The sequence below is a fragment of the Bordetella genomosp. 6 genome, from assembly GCF_002119705.1.
GTDB classification, from domain to species: domain Bacteria; phylum Pseudomonadota; class Gammaproteobacteria; order Burkholderiales; family Burkholderiaceae_B; genus Bordetella; species Bordetella bronchiseptica_F.
The window spans coordinates 4,894,295-4,914,180 of sequence record NZ_CP021107.1 but is presented as its reverse complement, the minus strand read 5'-3'; the positions used below and the strand labels follow the sequence as shown (position 1 = coordinate 4,914,180).

The window sequence follows — 19,886 nt, the reverse complement described above, 5'->3', positions numbered from 1 at the left end:
ACGGAGACACGCATGGCAGGCACATTGGCGCCCATCCGGGCGCTTTTCTTTTGGTCGGAGGGGGCGGCGGCGCCACGGCTGGTCGATGCCGGGCCGCATCTGCGGGCGCCCGGGGGCAACGGCTATCAATTGCGCCTGCTGCGTCCGTCGCTGGCGCTGCGCCGGCTGGCCCGCGGGCAGGCGCGGGTGAGCGTCCGGCACGGCGTGCTGCGGATCTGGCAGGGCGATACCCTGCGGGCCGTCGAGCCGGCCCATGCCGGACCGCGAGCGCGCGCCCTGACGGCGGCCGAACTGCGCTATCTCGCGGCCTGGCTGCACCAGCAGGGCCTGCGCTGGAACACGCTTCATGAAGCGGATCTCTGAGCCGGCCGTGCCAGCCTTGCGCATTCTGCACACGGAGGCGGCGACCGGCGCCGGAGGCCAGGAAGCCAGCATCTACCGGGAAATGCTGGCCATGCGCGCGCGCGGCCATCACCTGGAGGTGGCCTGCCAGCCGGGCGCGCCGCTGGCGCGTCGGCTGCGCGCGGCGGGCTTTCCCGTGCACGAGCTGGCCATGGACGGCGTGGTGGCCGGGGTGCGTGCGGCCTGGCGGCTGCGCGCGCTGCTGCGCGGGCGCTTCGATGTCGTCAATACGCACAGCCGCCGCGATACGGTGCTGGCTGCCTGGGCGGGGCGGATGGCCGGCGCGCCGCTGATCGTGCGCACCCGCCACCTGGCCAAGCCGGTGGGGTCGCTTTATACGTACACCTGGCTGCCGCATCGCGTCATCGCGGTCAGCGAGCACGTACGCGGCCAGATCCTGCGCGCGGGCGCGCGCGCCGCGCACGTCGAGGCCATTGCGTCCCCGGCGACCCTGGCGCCGGCGCCGCCGGCGTCCAGCCTGCGCGCCGAACTCGGCATTGCGCCGGCGGCGCAGGTCATCGGCTGCGTGGCCGTCATGCGGGCGGACAAGGGGCTGGACGATCTGCTCGATGCCTTCGCGGCGCTGGCAGGCCGGCATGCCGACGCGCACCTGGTGCTGGTCGGCGAGCCGGGGGCCATCGGCGCCATGCTGCGCGAGCGCGCGCGGCGCCTGGGACTGGGCGCGCGCGTGCACCTGACGGGGCAGCGCGACGACATCCCCAATGTGCTGGCGGCGTTCGACGTGTTCGCCCTGCCGACCCGCAGCGAGGCCCTGGGGCTGGCCATGGTCGAGGCCGCGGCCGCGGGCCTGCCGGTGGTCGCCGGCAACGTGGGCGGCGTGCCCGAGGTGGTGCGCGATGGCGCGACCGGCCTGCTGGTGCCGCCGTCCGACCCGGCGGCGCTGGCCGCGGCGCTGGAGCGCCTGCTGGCCGATCCGGCGCTGCGCCGGGCGATGGGGCGGGCCGGCAGCCGCATGGTCAGGGACGAGCGCGACTTCTCGCCCGAGCGGCAGGCCGCCCGCGTGGAGGCCGCCTATTGCCGCTGGCTGGCGCAGCGCGGCCGGCCAGTCTCGTGCTGAGCGGGCCGTTCAGTGCCAGAGCAGCGCGTTCATGGCTTCGACCACCCGATTGCGGTAGCGTGGCAGCAAGGCCGCGGTGTCTGCCCGCGCGGCGCGCCAGGCTTGCGGTTCCGCGCCCGGGGCAACGCGCGGCGCGGCCCAGATGGCGTCGGGGAAATGGCGGTCGTCGCGCCAGCGCGGGATCACGTGCCAATGCAGGTGCGGCACCATGTTGCCCAGCGCCGCCAGGTTGACCTTGTGCGGATGCAGTACGTCGCGCTGGGCCTGTTCCACCGCCCATACCGCGCGCATCAGCAGCTCGCGCCCGTGCGTCGACAGGCTGGTCATTTCGGCGATGTGGGCGTTCCAGACCACGCGGGTGAAGCCTGGGTAGTCGGGGTCGTCGACTTCGATCACGCGCAGGTGCGACCCGCGCCACAGCAGCTTGCCGCCGTCCTGCTGGCACAGCGGGCAATCGGGGTGGCGCGTGCTCAAGCCAGCACCTTGCGGTACTGCAGGAAGCCCGAGCGGTCGGCGATGTGGTCGTACAGGTGCATGGCGTCGGTATTGGTTTCGTGCGTCAGCCAGTACACGCGCGCCGCGTCCCGGGCACGCGCGTCGGCGTAGACGTGTTCGATCAGCGCCCGGCCGGCGCCGCTGCCGCGCACGTCGGGAGCGACGAACAGGTCCTGCAGATAACAGTAATCGCCGGTGGTCCAGCACGAGCGGTGGAAAATCCAGTGCACCATGCCGATGGCCTTGCCGTCGCGCCAGGCCAGCGCGGCGTGCATGGGTTCGGCCGGGTCCAGGAAGCGCCGCCACGTCTGCGCGGTGGCGGCGTCGGCAAGCTGGACCTTGTAGAACTCCTGGTAGCCCCTCCAGAGGGGCAGCCAGGCGTCGTAGTCGTCGGCGGACAGGGGGCGGATCTCGGTAGGGGTCATGGCAAGCGTCGGCTGGAAGGGGTTGAAGGAAGTCAGAGTTGGTCTTCGAGGGTTTCGACGATGTGGCGCAGCACCTGCAGCCGCGCATAGCGCTTGTCGTTGGCCGATACCAGGTGCCAGGGGGCCTCGCGCATGTCGGTGCGGCACAGCATTTCGTTGGCGGCGTCGGCGTAGGCCCGCCATTGCTTGCGGTTGCGCCAGTCGTCGGGCGTGATCTTGAAATTCTTGTAGGGCGATTTCTCGCGTTCGCGGAAGCGTTCGAGCTGCACGGCAGGGGTGATGGCCAGCCAGAATTTCAGCACGATGGCGCCGTGCCGGACCAGCTGGCGCTCGAAATCGAGGATTTCACCATAGGCGCGCCGCCAGTCGGTGGGCGCGGTGATGTTTTCCACCCGTTCGACCAGTACCCGGCCATACCAGGAGCGATCGAAGATGGCGATGCGGCCCTGCCGGGGAATGCGCCGCCAGAAGCGCCAGAGGTAGGGGCGCGCCAGTTCGTGGCGCGCCGGCGCCGCCACCGGCGTGATGTCGTACTGGCGAGCGTCGAGCGCGCGGGTGACGCGGCGGATGGCGCCGCCCTTGCCGGCGGCGTCCTGGCCCTCGAACACCAGCACCAGCGAGCGCTCACGGAAGTCGTCGCGGCGCACCGCGCGCGCCAGCCGGCCCTGCAGCAGGCCCAGCTCGGCTTCGTAGTCGTCCTTGTCTTCCTTCGCGTCGTAGTCCAGCGCGCCCAGGCGGTCGACCAGGTGTACCGCAGGGCTGGGCGCGCCGAAGGCGCGCACGCTGCGCGGCGTGGCGCGCCGGCGCATGGCGGCCAGCACCGCCTCGGCGGTGCGCACCGCGCGCAGCTCGTCGTCGGCGCTGGGAATGACCCGCCACGGCGCGTGCGCGGCATCGGTATGGGCTATAGCCACCTGGCCGGCGTTGCGCAGGCGGTCGTATTTTTTCCGCACCTTGCGGTCGGCGGGCGTGACCTGCCAGGCCGTCTCGGGGCTGGCCAGCAGCCGCTCGGTGCGTTCGGCCTGCGCCTGGGCCGACAGGTGGTACCACAGCTTGACGATTTGCACGCCTTCGGCGGCCAGCATGGCCTCGAAGCGGCGGATCTGCGCGGCATGCGCTTCCAGCAGGGCAGCGTCGGGCTTCTTGCGCACGGCCTCCAGCAGCAGCGGCACGTACCACGAGCCGAACACGATGCCGGTGCGGCCCTTGGGCGGCAACTCGTTCCAGTAGCGCCACATGGGCGGGCGCGCCAGTTCCTCGGCGTCGGGCAGGCCGAACGCCATCGTATGGATGTGGCGCGGGTCCATCCACTCGTTGAGCATGTTGATCGTGTCGCCCTTGCCGGCGCCGTCGATGCCGGCCACCACGATCAGCAGCGACTGTTCGGCGCGCTGCAGGCGTTCGTACTGGGCCTTGAGCAAGGCCGTGCGCAGGCGCGCCTCGCGCGCCTTGTACTGCGCTTTCGACAGGCTGGGATCGGCTTCCGCTTCGATGAACATGGCGCAGTGCGTGGATGGCGACTGTCCGATGGTGCGGGATATCCCGCCGTTACGCAAGCCGGCGGCGCGGCTACAGCGCGTCCAGGGGGATCTTCAGGTAGCGTGTGCCGTTGGCCTCGGGCGCCGGCAGCTCGCCGGCGCGGATGTTGACCTGCAGCGCCGGCAGGATGAGCGTGGGCATGTCCAGGGTGGCGTCGCGGGCGGTGCGCATGGCGACGAATTCGCTTTCGGAGATGCCGTCGCGCACATGGATGTTGCCGGCGCGCTGCGCCGCCACGGTCGTCTGCCAGGCCGCCGCGCGGCCGGCCGGCGGGTAGTCGTGGCACATATACAGCCGGGTGTCCGGCGGCAGCGCCAGCAGGGTGCGGATCGAGCGGTACAGGGTGCGGGCGTCGCCGCCGGGGAAATCGCACCGCGCCGTGCCCACGTCGGGCATGAACAGCGTGTCGCCGACGAAGGCCGACAGGCTGTCGCCGTCGTCGATCAGGTAGGCCAGGTCGGCCGGCGTGTGGCCGGGCACGTGCAGGGCGCGCACGCGCAGCGCGCCGATGGCGAAGGTCTCGTCGGGCTCGAACAGGTGGCCGAACTGCGATCCGTCGCAGGCGAAGCCGTCGAGGTTGTACAGCTTGCCGAACACCGATTGCACGTCTCGGATATGGCCGCCGATGCCGATGACGCCGCCCAGCTGGCGCTGCAGGTAGGCGGCCGCCGACAGGTGGTCGGCGTGGGCGTGGGTTTCCAGCAGCCATTGCGTGCGCAATGCATACTGGCGCACGAAATCGGCGATGCGGTCGGCCGACGCGGTCGTGGTGCGGCCAGATTTCGGGTCGTAGTCCAGCACCGGGTCGATGACCGCGCATGCGCCGCCCGGCGCCTCGTAGAGCACGTAGCTGAAGGTGGCGGTGGCGGGGTCGAAGAATGGCTGGATATGTGCGGACATGCGGCGCTCCCGGAACAGCGGTGGAAGGGGATCAGGCATCATCTTATTATTTGATATTATATTTTTCAATATAATGATCGAAACCATGCATCCCTGGCATTTCTTATGGACGATACGCTGACCGATTGCGAGATATCCGCGTTGCGCGCCTCCGCGGCCCAGGCCTGTGCGCTGCTCAAGGCCCTGGCCAACGAGGACCGCCTGTTGCTGCTGTGCCAGCTGGTGGTGGCCGAGCGCAACGTGGGCGAGCTCGAAACGCTGACCGGCATACGCCAGCCCACGCTGTCGCAGCAACTGGGCGTGCTGCGCGACGAGGGGCTGGTGATCACGCGCCGCGCAGGCAAATATGTGTACTACCAGCTGGCCAGCTTCGAGGTCAGCCAGGTGATGAAGACCCTGTCGTCGCTGTACTGCGGCAAGGCCGCGAAGGAGCAATCATGACGATCGATTGGGCGGCGTTCACGCCATGGTCATCGCTGGGCGGCGGCATGCTGATCGGCGCGGCGGCGGCCTGGCTGATGCTGGGCGCGGGGCGCATCGCCGGCATCAGCGGCATCCTGGCCGGCCTGTTGCCGCCGCGCGCGGGCGCGGCATGGCGGCTCTGGTTCCTGGCCGGGCTGCTGGCCGCGCCATGGCTGTATCGCCTGTTCGAACCCATGCCGGCCGTGCGCATCGAGGCAGGCGCGCTGCAGTTGGTCCTGGCCGGGCTGCTGGTCGGGGTGGGCACGCGCTATGGCTCGGGCTGCACCAGCGGCCACGGGGTATGCGGGCTGGCGCGCGGATCGCGGCGGTCGCTGGCGGCGGTGCTGGCCTTCATGGCCACGGGCTTTGCCACGGTGTTCGTGCTGCGGCACCTCATGGGAGCCTGAGATGGGCAATGCCTACAGTTTTGCCGCCGGGTTGATCTTCGGCCTGGGCCTGCTGATTTCAGGCATGGCCGATCCGGCCAAGGTGCTGGGCTTCCTGGACCTGGCCGGCGCCTGGGATCCGTCGCTGGGCCTGGTCATGGCGGGCGCCATCGGCGTGGCCGCGCCCGCGTTCGCGCTGGCGCGCCGCCAGCCGCGCGCCTTCGACGGCGAGCCCATGCAATGGCCGGCGGCCAAGGCCATCGATCGGCGCCTGCTGGGCGGCAGCGCGCTGTTTGGCGTGGGCTGGGGGCTGGCCGGGCTGTGCCCGGGTCCGGCGCTGCTCAATGCCGGCGCAGGCTACGGCCAGGCGTGGCTGTTCGTGGCGGCCATGGCGGCGGGCATGGCGCTGCATGGGGCGCTGCAGCGCCGCGGCGGCTAGCCGCCGCGCGGCGCCTCATTCATTCGTACGAGCGTACGTCGTCGATGACCTTGCCGTCGTTGGGCAGCGCGCCCTCGTCGGCCCATTGCACGTCGGCGCGCAGCTTGGTGACTTCGCGCACCGAATCGGCGATGCGGCCGGCCAGTTGCGGCGAGCGCTCGCGCGCCTGCACGTGCAGCACCATGCGGTCGGCGCCGGTGGCGCCGCTGACGACCAGCCGCGCGCGCACGATTTCCGGGTGGCGGCGCACCACGTCGGCCACTTGCGAGGGATGCACGAACATGCCGCGCACCTTGGTGGTCTGGTCGGCGCGGCCCAGCCAGCCGCGTATGCGGATGTTGGTGCGTCCGCACGGCGACTGGCCGGGCATGATGGCCGACAGGTCGCCGGTGCCGAAGCGCACCAGGGGATAGTCGGGGTTCAGCGTCGTGACCACGACTTCGCCCACTTCGCCGTCGGGCACGGGCTCGCCGGTGCCGGGGCGCACGATTTCCAGGATGATGTCCTCGCCCACCACCAGGCCTTCGCGCGCGGGCGTCTCGAAGGCGATCATGCCGAGGTCGGCGCTGCCGTAGGCCTGGTAGCCTTCGATGCCGCGCGCGGCCAGCCAGTCGCGCAGCGAGGGCGGGAACGCCTCGCCCGACACCAGCGCGCGGCGCAGCGAATCCAGCCGGATGCCGAGTTCGTCCGCCTTTTCGAGAATCAGCTTGAGGAAGCTGGGCGTGCCGGTATAGCCGCTGGGCGCGAGGTCATGGATGGCGCGCACCTGCTGTTCGGTCTGGCCCGTGCCGCCGGGAAACACCGTGCAGCCCACGGCATGGGCGGCGGTTTCCATCATCGAGCCGGCCGGCGTGAAATGGTAGGAAAAGCAGTTGTAGGCCAGCTCGCCGGCGCGAAAGCCGGCCGCGTAGAGGGCGCGCGCGAAACGCCAGTAGTCGGCGCGGTTGCCTTCGGGCTCGTAGATCGGGCCGGGCGAGGCGAATACGCGCAGCGCCTGGCCCCAGCCCACGGTCGAGAAGCCGCCGAAGGCCTTGGCCGCGCCCGCCGGGCCGGCGCCGTCGCGGCTGTGCTGCTGGCGCTCCAGCAGTTCGTGCTTGCGCAGCACCGGCAGGGCGGCCAGCGCGGCGCGGTTGTCCACGCTACGCGGGTCGATGCCGCGCAATTGCCCGGCGATGGCCGGCGCCCGGGCCATGGCGCGCTCGATGGCGGCCGGCAGCGCCTGCATCAGGTCGCGCTCGCGTTGCGCCGGTTGACGGGTTTCCAGTACGTCGAAAAACTCGGACATGGGTGCGCACCCTCTCGTGTGCGGGACTGCGGTTGTTGCGGCCCGGCGCTCGCGTGGCCGGGCGGGGATTACGCCAGCCAGCGCTTGCGGCGCCGGTAGAACTTCTGTTCACGAAAACTCTTGCGCTCGCCGCTGGATATGCCCAGGTAGAACTCCTTGACGTCCTCGTTCTGCGCCAGCTCCGCGGCAGCGCCGTCCATCATCACGCGGCCGTTTTCCAGGATGTAGCCATAGTCGGCATAGCGCAGCGCGATGTTGGTGTTCTGCTCGGCCAGCAGGAAGCTGACGCGTTCGCGCTGGTTGAGATCGCGCACGATCTCGAAGATCTCCTCGACGATCTGCGGCGCCAGCCCCATGGACGGTTCGTCGAGCAGGATCATGGTGGGGCTGGCCATCAATGCGCGGCCGATGGCCGTCATCTGCTGTTCGCCGCCCGAGGTGTAGCCCGCCTGGCTGGCGCGGCGCTGCTTGAGGCGCGGAAAATACTGGTACACGCGCTCGAGCGCCGCGTCGATGTCGCCGCGGCTCAGCTTGCGCGTGTAGGCGCCGGTCAGCAGGTTTTCCTCGATGGTCAGGTGGGCGAAGCAGTGGCGGCCTTCCATGACCTGGACCACGCCGCGCTTGACCAGCTCGGCAGGGGAGAGCCGTTCGATGCGTTCGTCGCGGTACTGGATATAGCCCTTGGTGACGTCGCCGCGCTCGCCCTTGAGCAGGTTGGACACCGCGCGCAGCGTGGTGGTCTTGCCCGCGCCATTGGCGCCCAGCAGCGCGACGATGCGTCCTTCGGGCACGCGCAGGGAAACCCCCTTGAGCACCAGGATGACGTGGTTGTAGATCACCTCGATGCCGTTCACATCGAGCAGTACTTTGTCGGCGGAGACGGTGTTGGCAGCGGTCATGGCAGGTTCCTGCTAGGGACTGGCGGCCGCCGGCGCCCGTGCGCCGGCGGCCAGTTCACGTCAGCCTGCGCAGTTGCGCGGGGTGACGTTCTTCTCCTTGGCGTATTTCGCCGCGGCTTCCTTGACCATGGGGTCGAGGACGGACTTGTCCGACTGGTACCAATCGGACACCACCTTGAACTTGCTGCCGTCCCACTGCACGATGCGCGCCCAGTCGTCGCCCATGTGGTTGGCGCACGAGGTCTTGACCGGACGCATGATCTCGCCGAAGCCGAGCTGGTCGAGACGCTCCTGCGTCAGGTTCAGGTTCTCGAAGCCCCAGCGCACCTGCTCCGGCGTGAGCGCCTTGCCCTTGCCGTATTTTTCCTGGGCGGCGCGGATGGCCTCGACCTGCAGCATGGAGATCATCATGCCGCGCGTGTGGGCGATGGTGCCCAGGGTGGTGTTGCCGGACTTGTCCGAACCCTGTCCCTTGTCGTAGACGTGCTTCTTCAGGTCTTCGTAGACCTTGCCGGTGGCGGCGCTGTTGTGGATGGTGACCGCGTTGTAGCCCTTGGCCACGTCGCCCAGGTCCTTGACGTCGCCTTCCGAGCCGGCCCACCAGATGGCGTAGATCTTGTCGCGCGCATAGCCGCTGGCCTGGGCTTCGCGGATGGCCGTCGGCGTCATGATGCCGGCGCTCCACAGCAGCACGTAATTGGGGCGCTGCTGGCGCACCTGCAGCCAGGTCGATTTCTGCTCGACGCCGGGCGCGGTGACCGGATAGAGCAGCAGTTCGAAACCCTCCTTGGCGGCGCGCTTCTGCAGCAGCGGGATCGGCTCCTTGCCATAGGGCGAGTCGTGGTAGACCAGGGCGATCTTCTTGCCCTTGAGCTTGTCCATGCCGCCTTCTTTCTTGGCGATGTCCTGGATCATCACGTCGGCGGCGGTCCAGTAGGTGCCCAGCAGCGGGAAGTTCCACTGGAAGACGCTGCCGTCGACCGATTGCGACAGCCCGTAGCCCATGGTTTCCACGGGCACCTTGTCCACCATGGCCTTGTCGCTGACCGCGAAGGTGATGCCGGTGGACTGGGTGTCGAAACCCGAGGCGCCGGTGCCGCGCGTCTTCAGGCGCTCGTAGCATTCCACGCCGCGGTCGGTGGCGTAGGCGGTCTCGCACTCTTCATACGTGATCTTCACGCCGTTGACGCCGCCGTCGCGCTCGTTGACCAGTTTCAGGTAGTCCAGCTTGCCGTCGGCCCATGGAATGCCCAGCGGGGCGAACGACCCGGTGCGGTACACCAGCAGCGGCACGAATTGCTCTTCGGCCGCCATGGCGGGCGCGGTGATGGCGCCCAGCGCGCCGGCTGCGGCGATCATGGCCGCCGTCAATCTCAGGTTAAGACGCTTCATCTCCAATTACCTCCTGCGTGGTGCCTTGTCTGAACACCGGGGTTGGCCCGGTCTTTAGCCGGGTATTCGGGAAGCGCGGTCCGGCGCTTTTGCCGCCGGGCCGCACGCTGAACCAGATTCAATGCGGGAACGGCCAGATGCGCAGCTTTTCCTTGGCGATGCTCCACAGCCGCGCCAATCCGTGCGGCTCGGCGATGAGGAAGAACACGATCAGCGCGCCGAACACCATGTGCTCGATGTGCGCGGCGGTGTCGACCGACAGCGACAGGCCCAGCAGATGCGGGACATTGGTCAGGGCCACCGGCACCAGCACGATGAAGGCGGCGCCGAAGAAGCTGCCCAGGATCGAGCCCAGGCCGCCGATGATGACCATGAACAGCAGCTGGAACGAGCGCGCCAGGTCGAAGGCCAGCGGCTCCCACGAGCCAAGGTGGACGTAACCCCACAGCGCGCCGGCCACGCCGACGATGAACGAGCTGACCGCGAACGCCGACAGCTTGGCGTACATGGGCCGGATGCCGATCACCGCCGCGGCGACATCCATGTCGCGGATCGCCATCCACTGGCGGCCGATGGCGCCGCGCACCAGGTTCTTGGCCAGCAGCGTGAACACCACCACGAAGCCCAGCACCAGCAGGTATTTCTCCAGCGCCGATTGCACCGGCAGGCCGAAGAACGTCATGGGCGGCACCGATACGCTGCCCGAGGACGAATAGTTGGTGAAGAACGGAATGCGCAGGAACGCCCAGTCGACGAAGAATTGCGCGGCCAGCGTGGCCACCGCCAGGTACAGTCCGCGGATGCGCAGGCTGGGGATGCCGAAGATGACGCCCACCAGCGTGGCGAAGCAGCCGCCCAGCAGGATCTGCGCCACCAGCGGCATGCCGGGAAAGCGCACGCCGAAGTTCCAGGCCGCGTAGGCGCCCACCGCCATGAAGGCGCCGGTGCCCAGCGAGATCTGGCCGCAGTAGCCCACCAGAATGTTCAGCCCCACCGCGGCCAGGGCCAGGATCAGGAACGGGATCAGGATGGCGCGCAGCAGGTAGTCGCTGGCGGTCAGGGGAACGACGACGAACACCACCGCCATCAGCAGCGCGATGAAAATGCGGTCCTGGCGGATCGGAAAGATCTGCTGGTCGGCGCGATAGCTGGTCTTGAACTGGCCGTTTTCGCGATAGAACATGAGTTTTTCCTCAGACCCGGTCGATGATCTTCTCGCCGAACAGCCCTTGCGGACGGAACAGCAGGAACACCAGCGCCAACACATAGGCGAACCAGATTTCGATGCCGCCGCCTACGAGCGACCCCAGGTACACCTCCGACATCTTTTCGCCCACCCCGATGATCAGGCCGCCCAGGATGGCGCCGGGCACCGAGGTCAGCCCGCCCAGGATCACCACCGGCAGCGCGCGCAGCGCGGCCGTGGACAGGGTGAACTGCACGCCGAACTTCGAGCCCCAGATGATGCCGGCCACCAGCGCGACCAGGCCCGCCACGCTCCAGACAATGACCCAGATGCGGTTGAGCGGAATGCCGATGGACTGGGCCGCCTGGTGGTCGTCGGCCACCGCGCGCAGGGCGCGGCCGGTCGAGGTGTACTGGAAGAACAGCGCCAGCGCGGCCACCAGCAGGGCCGCCACCACGGCGGCGGTCAGGTCTTCCAGGTTGATCAGCAGGCCGCCCTCGAACATCGTTTCGAGGATGATGGCCGGATCCTTGGGCATGCCCACGTTGATCGAGTAGACCGAGCTGCCGAAGGCGATCTGCCCCAGGCCGTCGAGGAAGTAGCTGATGCCCAGCGTGGCCATCAGCAGCGTGGTCGCCTCCTGGTTGACCAGGTGGCGCAGCACGAAGCGCTCGACCGCGACCGCCAGCACGAACATGACCAGCGCGCTGACGATGAAGGCCAGCACGTTGGCCAGCAGCATGTTGTCGAAGCCCAGCCACTGCGGAATCCATTCGGAGAACCGCGCCATCGACAGCGCGGCCACCAGCACCATGGCGCCCTGGGCGAAGTTGAACACGCCCGAGGCCTTGAAGATCAGCACGAAGCCCAGGCCGATCAGCGCGTACAGCATGCCGCTCATCAGGCCGCCGAACAATGTTTCGAGGAAGAATCCCATGTCTGTCGCCTCAGTGCGCCACGCCGAGGTAGGCGCGGATGACGTCTTCGTTGGAGCGGACTTCGTCGGGCGAGCCGTCGCCGATCTTCTTGCCGTAGTCGAGCACGACGACGCGGTCCGAGATGTCCATCACCACGCCCATGTCGTGTTCGATCAGCACGATGGTGGTGCCGAACTCGTCGTTGACATCGAGGATGAAGCGGCTCATGTCCTGCTTTTCCTCGATGTTCATGCCCGCCATGGGTTCGTCCAGCAGCAGCAGGCGCGGCTCCATGGCCAGCGCGCGGCCCAGGTCGACCCGCTTCTGCAGGCCGTAGGGCAGGCGCCCGACCGGCACTTTGCGGTAGGCCTGGATCTCCAGGAAGTCGATGATGTTCTCGACGTATTCGCGGTGGGCGATCTCCTCGCGCTCGGCCGGCCCCAGGCGCAGCGCCTGGGCCAGCAGGCCGGACTTCATGCGCAGATTGCGGCCGGTCATGATGTTGTCCAGCACGCTCATGCCCTTGAACAGGGCCAGGTTCTGGAAGGTGCGGGCGATGCCCATCTCGGCCGCGCGGCGCGGGCTCATCCGCGAGAAGTGCTCGCCGCGCAGCATGATGGCGCCGTTCTGCGGCGTGTAGACGCCGTTGATGACATTGAGCATCGAACTCTTGCCGGCGCCGTTGGGGCCGATGATGGCGCGGATTTCATGTTCGCGCACGTTGAACGAGATGTCCGTCAGCGCCTTGACCCCGCCGAACGACAGCGAGATGTTCTGCATGTCCAGCATGACGTCGCCAATGCGTCGCGCACGGGTTTGGTTGCTCATGGTTTACGCGGCCTTGGCGGTGATGGCGGGAAAAGTGCGCGCGGCGCGGATCTTCAGGTCGGCCGAGATGCGGCCCACGCGGCCGTCCTCGAACTTGACCTCGGTTTCGATGAACTGCGTATCCTTGCCGCCGTACAGCGCATCGACCAGCACGCCGTACTTCTGGCCGATGAAGGCGCGCCGCACTTTGCGGGTGCGGGTCAGCTCGTCGTCGTCGGGGTCCAGTTCCTTGTGCAGGATCAGGAAACGGCCGACCTGCGAGGCCGCCAGGCGCGCGTCGCCCGCCAGGTCGGCGTTGACCTTCTCCACGCAGTCCTGCAGCAGGGCGTAGACCTCGTCCTTGCCGGCCAGGTCGGTATAGCCCGCGTACGGCAGTCCACGGCGCTCGGCCCAGTTGCCAACCGCCTCGAGGTCGATGTTGATGAAGGCGCACACGTCGTCGCGTCCGTTGCCGAAGGCTACCGCCTCCTTGATGTAGGGGAAGAACTTCAGCTTGTTCTCGATGTACTTGGGCGCGAACAGGCTGCCGTCGGCCAGCTTGCCCACGTCCTTGGCGCGGTCGATGATCTTGAGCTGGCCGTCGCTGTCCAGGTAGCCGGCGTCGCCCGTGTGGAACCAGCCTTCGTCGTCGCGCGCCTCGGCGGTGGCCTCGGGGTTGCGGTAGTACTCCTTGAACAGGCCGGGGCTTTTCACCAGGATCTCGCCGTTGTCCGCGACGCGGATGTCCACGCCCTCGACCGGCGGACCCACCGTGTCGTCGCGCACCTGGCCGTCGGGCTGCACGCACACGAACACCGAGGTTTCGGTCGAGCCATAGAGCTGCTTCAGGTTGATGCCGATCGAACGGTAGAACACGAACAGGTCCGGGCCGATGGCCTCGCCCGCCGTGTAGGCCACGCGTACGCGGCTCATGCCCAGCGCGTTGCGCAGCGGCCCGTAGATCAGCACGTCGCCCAGGCGGTAGCGCAGGCGATCCCACAGGCCGACCGGCTGGCCGTCGAGGATGCGGGTGCCGACGCGCCGAGCCAGGTTCATGCAGGCGTGGAACAGCTTGCGCTTGATGTAGCCGGCGTCTTCCATGCGGATCATGACGTGGGTCAGCAGGCCTTCCAGCACGCGCGGCGGGGCGAAATAATAGGTGGGACCGATGTCGCGCATGTCGATCGACACCGTGTCGGGCGATTCGGGATGGTTGACGGTGAAGCCCGACACCAGCAGCTGCGTGTAGGAGAACATGTTCTGGCCGATCCAGGCCGGCGGCAGATAGGCCAGCACGTCTTCCCGGTCGGTCAGGTTCTCCATCTCGGCGACGGCGCGCGCGCGGTCGATCAGCGCGTGGTGCGTGAGCACGACGCCCTTGGGCTTGCCCGTGGTGCCCGAGGTGTAGAACATGGCGCCGGCGTCGTGCGGACGCACCGCCGCGACCGCCTGCTCGAAAAAGCCGGGGTGGCTGGCGGCGTGCGCGCGGCCGGTGTCTTCCAGCTGCTCGAACGACCGCAGCAGCGGATCGCTGTAGTGGCGCATGCCGCGCGGATCGTCATAGACCACGTGCGCCAGCGCCGGGCACTGCTCGCGCACCTCGAGCATCTTGTCGGCCTGTTCCTGGTCCTCGACCACGACCACGCTGACTTCGGCGTCCTGCAGCACATAGACCATTTCCTGGGCGACGGCGTCCTGGTACAGGGGCACGGGAATCGCGCCCAGCGCCTGCGTGGCCATCATCGCGATGTACAGGCGCGGACGGTTCTCGCCGATGACGGCCACATGCATGCCGGGACCGATGCCCAGCGCGGCCAGGCCGTGCGCGGTCAGGCGCACGCTATCGGCGACCTCGGACCACGTAAGGGTTTGCCAGATACCCAGGTCTTTTTCGCGGATCGCGGGCCGCGACCCGCGTACGCTGGCGTGTTCGAGCAGCAGCGCAGGGAAAGTCTGCGCGGCCGCCGGCACCGTTGCCGATGCGGGCAATGATTGCGCCACGATGTCTCCTCCGGTTCGGGCGCCCGGGATGATGGCGGCATGCAGCGGCCGCTATTGAGGCGCCAGACCAGTTCGTTTTAGATTTACGGCAGGACTTAAGGTATAAGGTTGGGTTGCCACCAACTGTCACCATCACGACATTCGAGGGATTTTTAGGGTATTCCCGATGCAGCTAGCCGATTCCCTGTACCTGGCCGCGGCGTGGTTCCGCGTACTCGACGCCGCCCAGAAGCTGCGCGTCGAGCGCGACATCGCGGTGCAGCACGTACAGGCTGGCACGATCATAGAGCGGAAAGGCGAGCTCGCACAGGTCTGGATCGGCGTGCTGTCCGGCCTGGTGAAGGTGTCGGTGGGCAATGCCGAGGGCAAGGTCGCATCGCTGACCGGCGTGCCCGCCGGCGGGTGGATCGGCGAGGGCTCGCTGCTCAAGCGCGAGGTGCGCAAGTACGACGTGGTGGCGCTGCGCGATTCGGTGGTGGCGCGCCTGCCGGCGGGCACCTTCGACTGGCTGCTCGATAGCAGCATCCCCTTCAACCGCTATCTGCTGCACCAGCTGAACGAGCGGGTCGCGCAGTTCATCGGCAAGGCCGAATACGACCGCTTGCTGGATCCGGACGCGCGCGTGGCGCGCTGCCTGGCCGAGCTGTTCAACCCGCTGCTGTATCCCGGCATGGGCATGCGCCTGACCATCACCCAGGAGGAGGTCGGCTACCTGGCCCGGGTATCGCGCCAGCGCGCCAACCAGGCCTTGCGCAAGCTGGAGGAGGCCGGACTGCTGCAGGTGGAGTATGGCGCGGTGCGGGTGCTGGACCTCGACGGCCTGAAAGGCTACGGCGCGGACGTCGACGCCGCCGGCGCCCTGGACGAGGCCGGCTGAGCCTAGCCGGCCAGCCCGCCAAGGGCCAGCCGAACCGCCAGCAGGGCCATGACGGCGGCGATCAGGCCATCAAGCACGCGCCAGGCGCGCGGGCTGGAAAACAGCGGCGCGAACAGGCGCGAACCCACTCCCAGGACGGCCAGCCACATCACGCTGGCGGTCAGCGCGCCGGCGGCGAACGCCAGCCGGGCGTCGGCGAAGCCATGCGCCAGCGAGCCCACCACCATCATGTCCAGCCAGAAGTGCGGATTGAGCAGGGAGAAGCCGATCGCGCCCAGCAGCGCGGCGCCGCGCGAGGGAATGGCCTGGCGGGCGAGCTCCAGCCCGCCGTCCTGGCGCAGCGCGCGGCGCGCCGATTGCAGCGCATACCAGGCCAGGAAGGCCACGCCGAACCACAGGATGGCCTGGGTCAGCCAGGGAAACCAGCCCGTGAGTGTCTGCAGCCCCCAGACGCTGCCGAAGATGAAGACGGCGTCGATCAGGGCGCACACGGCCAGGATGCTCAGCAGGTGCGCGCGCATCAGCCCCTGGCGCAGGATGAAGGCGCTTTGCGCGCCGACGACGGCAAACAGGCCCAGGCCGGTGGCGGCGCCACTGGCCCAGGCGGTGACATAGGCGGGTACGGACAAAGTGAACATGGCGGCGACAGCGGTTTTTATTGTGGTGCGGACCGGCGGCCTGCATTGGGCCGCCGAACGTCATTCTCGCTTGCCGTCGAGATGAAATACAGCTAATTTCCTTTAACCATATTAAGTATTTCTAATCTGATGAAACTCGATCACGGCAATCTACGCGCGCTGGCCGCCGTGGTGCGCGAAGGCAGCTTCGAGCGCGCCGCGGCCGCGCTGTCCGTCACGCCCTCGGCCGTCTCGCAGCGGGTCAAGGCGCTGGAGGACCGCATGGGGCGCCTGCTGGTGCAGCGCACGGTTCCGGCGCGGGCCACCGACGACGGCCAGGTGCTGGTGCAGCTGGCCGAGCAGGCCGCGCTGCTGGAGCATGACGCGCTGAACCGCCTGGGCGTGGCCGAGGACGAAGTGCCGCATGCCAGCATCCCGGTGGCGGTCAACCACGACAGCCTGGAGACCTGGTTCGTCGACGCGGCCGTGCGCTTCGCGGCCCGCTCGCGCGCCACGCTGGACCTGCAATCGGAAGACCAGGACCATACCGCCGCCCTGTTGCGCAAGGGGGCGGTGCTGGGCGCGGTGACGACGCTGGCCGATCCGGTGCAAGGCTGCCGCATCCATGCCCTGGGAAGCATGCGCTACGTGGCCTGCTGCACGCCGGCGTTTCACCAGCGCTACTTCGCCCAGGGCGTCAGCGCCCGTACGCTGGCCTGCGCGCCGGTGCTGGTGTTCAACCGCAAGGATGCTCTGCAGGCGCGCTATGCGCACCGCATCATCGGCCGCGCCGCCTGGGAGCCGCCAGTGTGGTGGCTGCCGTCGTCGCGGGCCTTTGTGCAGGCCACGCTGGGCGGGCTGGGCTGGACGATGAACCCGCTGCCGCTGGTGCAGGCCGAGCTCGACGCCGGGTTGCTGGTGCCGCTGCGCGCCCGCGCCTGGGAGGACGTGCCGCTGTACTGGCAGCATTGGCGGGTAAACTCGCAGGCGATGGAAGCCTTGACCGACGCGGTCCTGGCGGCCGCCCGCACCCTGGTGCGGCGGCGCTAGGCGCCGCCCGGCGTTGGAGCCGGCCACGGACGGCATGCATCGATGTGGCCACCTTGCGTGGCGCTAACCCGGTTCGCCGCAGCGCGGCGAACGCGTATCAGGAGGACAAGCAATGAACATCCGCAAATGGGGCGTGGGCGCAGTACTGGGGCTGAGTGTGGCCACCACCGCCTGGGCGGCCGATTTCAAGGTGGGTCAGATCGAGGTCGATGACCTCTGGGTGCGCGCCTCGGCTCCCGGCCAGGCAAACGGCGCGGGCTATATGGAAATCGAGAACGACGCCAAGGCGGCCGACCGCCTGGTATCGGTCAGTTCGCCGGCCGCCGAGCGGGTCGAGTTGCACAACGTCGTCACCGAGAACGGCGTGGCGCAGATGCGCCAGGTCGATGGCGTGGCCGTGCCGGCCGACGGCAAGGCCAAGCTGGCGCCGGGCGGCTATCACGTCATGTTCCTGAAGCTGAAGGCGCCCTTCGCCGAAGGCGGCGAAGTCCCGGCCACGCTGAAGTTCGAGCAGGCCGGCGAGGTGGCGGTGAAGTTCAAGGTCAAGCCGTTGGGCCACAACCCCGGCATGGCCGGCCATGGCCACATGAAGCACTGATGCGGCAAGGGGCGGCGGCTCGCAAGCCGCCGTCCCGCGTACCGTTCATTCCAGGCGGATATTCGCCTTCTTGATGACATCTGCCCAGGCGGCGCGCTCTTTCTCGGCGTAGGCCTTGAAGTCCTGCGGCGTCATCGGCATGGGCATGACGCCCATGTCCAGCAGTTTCTGCGACACGGCGGGCGATTTCAGGCTTTGCTCCAGTTCGCCGCCCAGCTTCTTGACGGCTGCCTCGGGCATGCCGGCCGGCCCGACCAGCCCCTGCCAGGCGTAGGCGGTGAAATCGGCCACGCCCTGTTCGGCCATGGTGGGCGCGTCAGGCAGCACGGCCAGGCGCTCGGGCGTGGCCGTGCCCAGTACGCGCAGCTTGCCTGCCTTGATATTGGGCAGGCCCGCGGCCAGGTCGATGAACATCATGTCCACCTGCCCGCCCAGCAAGTCCTGGATGGCCGGGGCGGCTCCCTTGTAGGGCACGTGCAGCACGTCCACGTTGGCGCGCTGCTTGAAAAGCTCCAGCGCCAGGTGGTGCGGCGAGCCGGCGCCGGCCGAGGCGGCGGTCAGCTTGGCGGGCTCCTTGCGGGCCGCCTGCAGCACGTCCTCCACCGACTTGTACGGCGAATTCACGTTCACCGCCAGCATCAGCGGGAATCGGGCGATGCCGCCGATATACGTGAACTTGGCCGGGTCGTACGACAGTTTGGCGTACAGCGAGGGATTGAAGGCCAGCGTGCCGGAGTCGGCGGTGCCGACGACATAGCCGGCCGGATCGGATTGCGCAATGGCGGTGGCGCCGATGATGGTGGCCGCGCCGGGGCGGTTCTCGACCACGATGGTCTGGCCCAGCGGTTTTTCCAGGCTGCCGGCGACGGTGCGCGCCACCACGTCCGTGCCGCCGCCGGCCGGGTAGGGCACGATCCAGCGCAGCGGCTGGCTGGGCCAGTTCTGCGCCGCGGCGCCGGCGGCAAAGGTCAGAGCGGCCAGCGCCAGCAGGCGCTTTGCATGCTTGTGCATGATGTCTCCTCGAGTGCGGAATATGGGAATGGGCGCGCCGGACGGCGCGCCATTATTACGGGAGCTATTATGCCTCGCGTGCGGGGCGCAGGGCCTGTCCCGCATGGGGCGGCGCCTGTGCACGTTCCCGGCGTGCCAGTCCCCGCCGGGACAGATGCCGTCTTGGCAGTCAACGGTTCATGGCGTAGAGCGGTGTGCCTGTCCCAGTGGGGACAGGCACACCTCGCCGCGGCTGTCAGCGCCCGTCCGGCGACAGGCTCGCAGGGGGAGAGGGGGCCTGCCGGGCGCCGAACAGCGCGCTGCCGATACGGATTTCGGTGGAGCCTTCCTCGATGGCGATTTCGAAGTCGCCGCTCATGCCCATGGACAGGCGATCGAGCGCCACCCCGGGCACGCTGTCGCGCGCGCGGTCGCGCAGCTCGCGCAACAGGCGAAAGCACGCGCGCACGGCTTGCGGATCCTCGTCGTTGACGGCCATGGTCATCAGGCCTTGCACCCGCAAGGCCGGGAAGTCGCTGACCAGCGTGCGCAGGAAGCCGGACAGCAGTTCGGGCGCCAGTCCGTATTTGCTGGGTTCGGGCGAGGTTTTCACCTGTACCAGCACGTCGAGGGAACGGGCCTCCATTTCCAGGCGGCGCTGCAGCGCGTCGGCCAGTTCGAGCCGGTCCAGCGACTGGACTTCGGCGACATCGCGCGCCACGTCCTTGGCCTTGTTGGTCTGCAGGTGCCCGATCATGACCCATTGCAGGTCCAGGTCGGCCAGCTCCGGCGCCTTGTGGCGGATTTCCTGGGTCTTGTTCTCGCCGAAACGCCGCAGGCCCAGCGCCGCGGCCTGCCGGATTGCCTCGACGGGAAAGGTCTTGCTTACCGGCAGCAGCGCCACGCTTTCCGGCGCGCGCGCGCTGCGTTCACAGGCGGCCCTGATGCGGGCCTGGATGGCAGCCAGCCGGTGCGGCATCGAATCTACTTCTGTCATGCGGTATCTCTCGTATGCGCCGCGGCGGTCCGCGGCCATGTCATCCAAAGCACCCATAGTTTAGGGCTTGGCCGCGCGCGGCGCTGCGGGGCCGCGCCGCGCGGGTTGCGCCGATGCCGCACCCGGGCCGGCGCGCGTTGACCC

22 protein-coding genes are annotated in these 19,886 nt (G+C 68.6%); 8 read left to right on the top strand and 14 right to left on the bottom strand.

Annotation, left to right across the window (positions count from 1 at the left end; translation table 11 throughout):
* Positions 1 to 12 precede the first annotated feature (12 nt).
* Both CAL11_RS23110 and CAL11_RS23105 read left to right on the top strand, forming a co-directional pair.
* Positions 13 to 363, top strand: coding sequence for a hypothetical protein (locus CAL11_RS23110; protein ID WP_086094385.1), 351 nt, complete (start codon positions 13 to 15; stop codon positions 361 to 363).
* The gene (locus tag CAL11_RS23105) at positions 347 to 1,480 is read left to right on the top strand and encodes a glycosyltransferase family 4 protein (RefSeq protein WP_086094384.1); all 1,134 of its coding nucleotides are present in this window, start codon (positions 347 to 349) and stop codon (positions 1,478 to 1,480) included. The genes CAL11_RS23110 and CAL11_RS23105 overlap by 17 nt, the downstream gene beginning before the upstream one ends.
* 9 nt (positions 1,481 to 1,489) lie before the next feature.
* Here the strand turns inward: CAL11_RS23105 and CAL11_RS23100 are convergent, their stop codons facing one another.
* The 4 genes from CAL11_RS23100 to CAL11_RS23085 all read right to left on the bottom strand — a co-directional run bounded on the left by CAL11_RS23100 (position 1,490) and on the right by CAL11_RS23085 (position 4,839).
* Positions 1,490 to 1,954 carry an HIT family protein gene (locus tag CAL11_RS23100; protein WP_033467334.1) on the bottom strand — a complete coding sequence of 155 codons (465 nt, stop codon included), beginning with the start codon at positions 1,952 to 1,954 and terminating at the stop codon, positions 1,490 to 1,492.
* Positions 1,951 to 2,400: a GNAT family N-acetyltransferase gene (locus tag CAL11_RS23095; protein ID WP_033467336.1), complete on the bottom strand. Its 450-nt coding sequence runs from the start codon at positions 2,398 to 2,400 to the stop codon at positions 1,951 to 1,953. The genes CAL11_RS23100 and CAL11_RS23095 overlap by 4 nt, the downstream gene beginning before the upstream one ends.
* A gap of 32 nt (positions 2,401 to 2,432) precedes the next feature.
* A complete protein-coding gene (gene pap, locus CAL11_RS23090; protein ID WP_167382569.1) occupies positions 2,433 to 3,899 on the bottom strand; it encodes a polyphosphate:AMP phosphotransferase in 1,467 nt (488 codons plus the stop codon).
* A 70-nt stretch (positions 3,900 to 3,969) separates the two neighbouring features.
* Positions 3,970 to 4,839 (bottom strand): MBL fold metallo-hydrolase, encoded by an 870-nt coding sequence (locus CAL11_RS23085; protein WP_086094382.1) that lies wholly within the window; start codon positions 4,837 to 4,839, stop codon positions 3,970 to 3,972.
* A 105-nt stretch (positions 4,840 to 4,944) separates the two neighbouring features.
* Between CAL11_RS23085 and CAL11_RS23080 the strand changes: the two genes are divergently transcribed.
* Genes CAL11_RS23080 through CAL11_RS23070 form a run of 3 tightly spaced genes read left to right on the top strand, consistent with a single transcriptional unit; the run spans position 4,945 to position 6,126 of the window.
* Entirely contained in the window at positions 4,945 to 5,280 is a 336-nt protein-coding gene (locus CAL11_RS23080; RefSeq protein WP_086094381.1) for an ArsR/SmtB family transcription factor, read from the top strand.
* Positions 5,277 to 5,708 (top strand): YeeE/YedE family protein, encoded by a 432-nt coding sequence (locus CAL11_RS23075; protein ID WP_033467343.1) that lies wholly within the window; start codon positions 5,277 to 5,279, stop codon positions 5,706 to 5,708. Before CAL11_RS23080 ends, CAL11_RS23075 begins: the two co-directional genes overlap by 4 nt.
* A 1-nt stretch (position 5,709) precedes the next feature.
* Positions 5,710 to 6,126: a DUF6691 family protein gene (locus CAL11_RS23070; protein WP_086094380.1), complete on the top strand. Its 417-nt coding sequence runs from the start codon at positions 5,710 to 5,712 to the stop codon at positions 6,124 to 6,126.
* Positions 6,127 to 6,145: 19 nt separating this feature from the next.
* Here the strand turns inward: CAL11_RS23070 and CAL11_RS23065 are convergent, their stop codons facing one another.
* The 7 genes from CAL11_RS23065 to CAL11_RS23035 all read right to left on the bottom strand — a co-directional run bounded on the left by CAL11_RS23065 (position 6,146) and on the right by CAL11_RS23035 (position 14,613).
* On the bottom strand, positions 6,146 to 7,411 hold the full coding sequence (locus tag CAL11_RS23065) for a phenylacetate--CoA ligase family protein (RefSeq protein WP_086094379.1): 1,266 nt from the start codon (positions 7,409 to 7,411) through the stop codon (positions 6,146 to 6,148).
* 68 nt (positions 7,412 to 7,479) lie between these two features.
* Positions 7,480 to 8,310: an ABC transporter ATP-binding protein gene (locus tag CAL11_RS23060; RefSeq protein WP_086094378.1), complete on the bottom strand. Its 831-nt coding sequence runs from the start codon at positions 8,308 to 8,310 to the stop codon at positions 7,480 to 7,482.
* A 60-nt stretch (positions 8,311 to 8,370) separates the two neighbouring features.
* The gene (locus CAL11_RS23055) at positions 8,371 to 9,702 is read right to left on the bottom strand and encodes an ABC transporter substrate-binding protein (protein WP_167382568.1); all 1,332 of its coding nucleotides are present in this window, start codon (positions 9,700 to 9,702) and stop codon (positions 8,371 to 8,373) included.
* A 118-nt stretch (positions 9,703 to 9,820) separates the two neighbouring features.
* The gene (locus CAL11_RS23050; RefSeq protein WP_033467357.1) at positions 9,821 to 10,885 is read right to left on the bottom strand and encodes a branched-chain amino acid ABC transporter permease; all 1,065 of its coding nucleotides are present in this window, start codon (positions 10,883 to 10,885) and stop codon (positions 9,821 to 9,823) included.
* Between the two features lie 10 nt (positions 10,886 to 10,895).
* Positions 10,896 to 11,825, bottom strand: a complete 930-nt coding sequence (locus tag CAL11_RS23045; protein WP_086094376.1) for a branched-chain amino acid ABC transporter permease — start codon at positions 11,823 to 11,825, stop codon at positions 10,896 to 10,898.
* Positions 11,826 to 11,835: 10 nt separating this feature from the next.
* Positions 11,836 to 12,633: an ABC transporter ATP-binding protein gene (locus tag CAL11_RS23040; protein ID WP_086094375.1), complete on the bottom strand. Its 798-nt coding sequence runs from the start codon at positions 12,631 to 12,633 to the stop codon at positions 11,836 to 11,838.
* A gap of 3 nt (positions 12,634 to 12,636) precedes the next feature.
* Positions 12,637 to 14,613 (bottom strand): AMP-dependent synthetase/ligase, encoded by a 1,977-nt coding sequence (locus tag CAL11_RS23035; RefSeq protein WP_086094374.1) that lies wholly within the window; start codon positions 14,611 to 14,613, stop codon positions 12,637 to 12,639.
* Positions 14,614 to 14,779: 166 nt separating this feature from the next.
* Between CAL11_RS23035 and CAL11_RS23030 the strand changes: the two genes are divergently transcribed.
* On the top strand, positions 14,780 to 15,490 hold the full coding sequence (locus CAL11_RS23030) for a Crp/Fnr family transcriptional regulator (protein WP_033467367.1): 711 nt from the start codon (positions 14,780 to 14,782) through the stop codon (positions 15,488 to 15,490).
* 2 nt (positions 15,491 to 15,492) lie between these two features.
* Here the strand turns inward: CAL11_RS23030 and CAL11_RS23025 are convergent, their stop codons facing one another.
* Positions 15,493 to 16,128 carry a LysE/ArgO family amino acid transporter gene (locus tag CAL11_RS23025; RefSeq protein ID WP_033467369.1) on the bottom strand — a complete coding sequence of 212 codons (636 nt, stop codon included), beginning with the start codon at positions 16,126 to 16,128 and terminating at the stop codon, positions 15,493 to 15,495.
* A 129-nt stretch (positions 16,129 to 16,257) separates the two neighbouring features.
* On the opposite strand from CAL11_RS23025, the gene CAL11_RS23020 reads away from it, so the two are divergent.
* Positions 16,258 to 17,157 carry a LysR family transcriptional regulator ArgP gene (locus CAL11_RS23020; protein WP_086094373.1) on the top strand — a complete coding sequence of 300 codons (900 nt, stop codon included), beginning with the start codon at positions 16,258 to 16,260 and terminating at the stop codon, positions 17,155 to 17,157.
* 112 nt (positions 17,158 to 17,269) lie between these two features.
* Positions 17,270 to 17,755 (top strand): copper chaperone PCu(A)C, encoded by a 486-nt coding sequence (locus CAL11_RS23015; protein WP_033467374.1) that lies wholly within the window; start codon positions 17,270 to 17,272, stop codon positions 17,753 to 17,755.
* Between the two features lie 45 nt (positions 17,756 to 17,800).
* Here CAL11_RS23015 and CAL11_RS23010 read toward each other — a convergent pair whose 3' ends face one another.
* Together CAL11_RS23010 and CAL11_RS23005 are read right to left on the bottom strand one after the other, a co-directional pair.
* Positions 17,801 to 18,766, bottom strand: coding sequence for a Bug family tripartite tricarboxylate transporter substrate binding protein (locus tag CAL11_RS23010; protein WP_033467377.1), 966 nt, complete (start codon positions 18,764 to 18,766; stop codon positions 17,801 to 17,803).
* Positions 18,767 to 19,001: 235 nt separating this feature from the next.
* Positions 19,002 to 19,781, bottom strand: a complete 780-nt coding sequence (locus tag CAL11_RS23005; RefSeq protein WP_086094372.1) for a YggS family pyridoxal phosphate-dependent enzyme — start codon at positions 19,779 to 19,781, stop codon at positions 19,002 to 19,004.
* Between the last annotated feature and the right edge of the window lie 105 nt (positions 19,782 to 19,886).